This window comes from Vibrio sp. 704, assembly GCF_033339295.1.
The window spans coordinates 1-656 of record NZ_JAWOUH010000534.1 but is presented as its reverse complement, the minus strand read 5'-3'; the positions used below and the strand labels follow the sequence as shown (position 1 = coordinate 656).

General features: G+C 48.0%; 1 protein-coding gene. It reads right to left on the bottom strand.

All coding sequences use genetic code 11. The features are described 5' to 3' along the window. Positions 1-656: M3 family metallopeptidase (locus R7R24_RS27585; RefSeq protein WP_318120254.1), on the bottom strand; the 656-nt coding region annotated here is incomplete at both ends.

Genomic DNA, 656 nt, shown 5'->3' with positions numbered 1-656 from the left:
AAATAGAAGCGGTTTCTGCAAGTGTCATTGGGTAGTAAGGTTGGCAAAGCGGCAGCTCTCGAATAACCCAGTTATGGAAGGCATGACCAAGTTCGTGAGCCAATGTCATCAAATCAGAACGGCTACCACTCCACGTCATGAATACCAACGGTGTGCGCGTGGCTGGTAGCTTAGTGCAGTACGCCCCTAAACGTTTATTGGCATTGGGCGCGGCATCAATCCAACCGTTTTGAACCATTAAACGCACAAACTCAGACATCTCTGGGTTGACAGTTTCAAACGCTTCGCAAATCACATCGATTGCTTCATTGAAATCGTAGACTTTAGCATCACCGCTTAATGCAGGCATTGCAGCAAGGTGGTTCCACGGCTTCATCTCATCCAAACCGTGCACTTGCGCCATCAATTTACCGGCTTTTTGACCAATATCACGACTGTCCTTCGCCACTTTCATCATGGCAGCCAAGGTTTCAGATTGAATGCGGCTACCGTACAAACTTGGATCTAAAAAGTGTACCTCTCGCTTAGTCGAGCGCTTTTTGTTTTCAGTTAAACGCCAGCCTGCAAGTGCATTTAAAATCGCGGCGAAAGACTCTTGGTGCGTTTCCATTGCTTTTTGGACGCCACGCCATGCCGCTTCTTGGCGGTCAAACTCT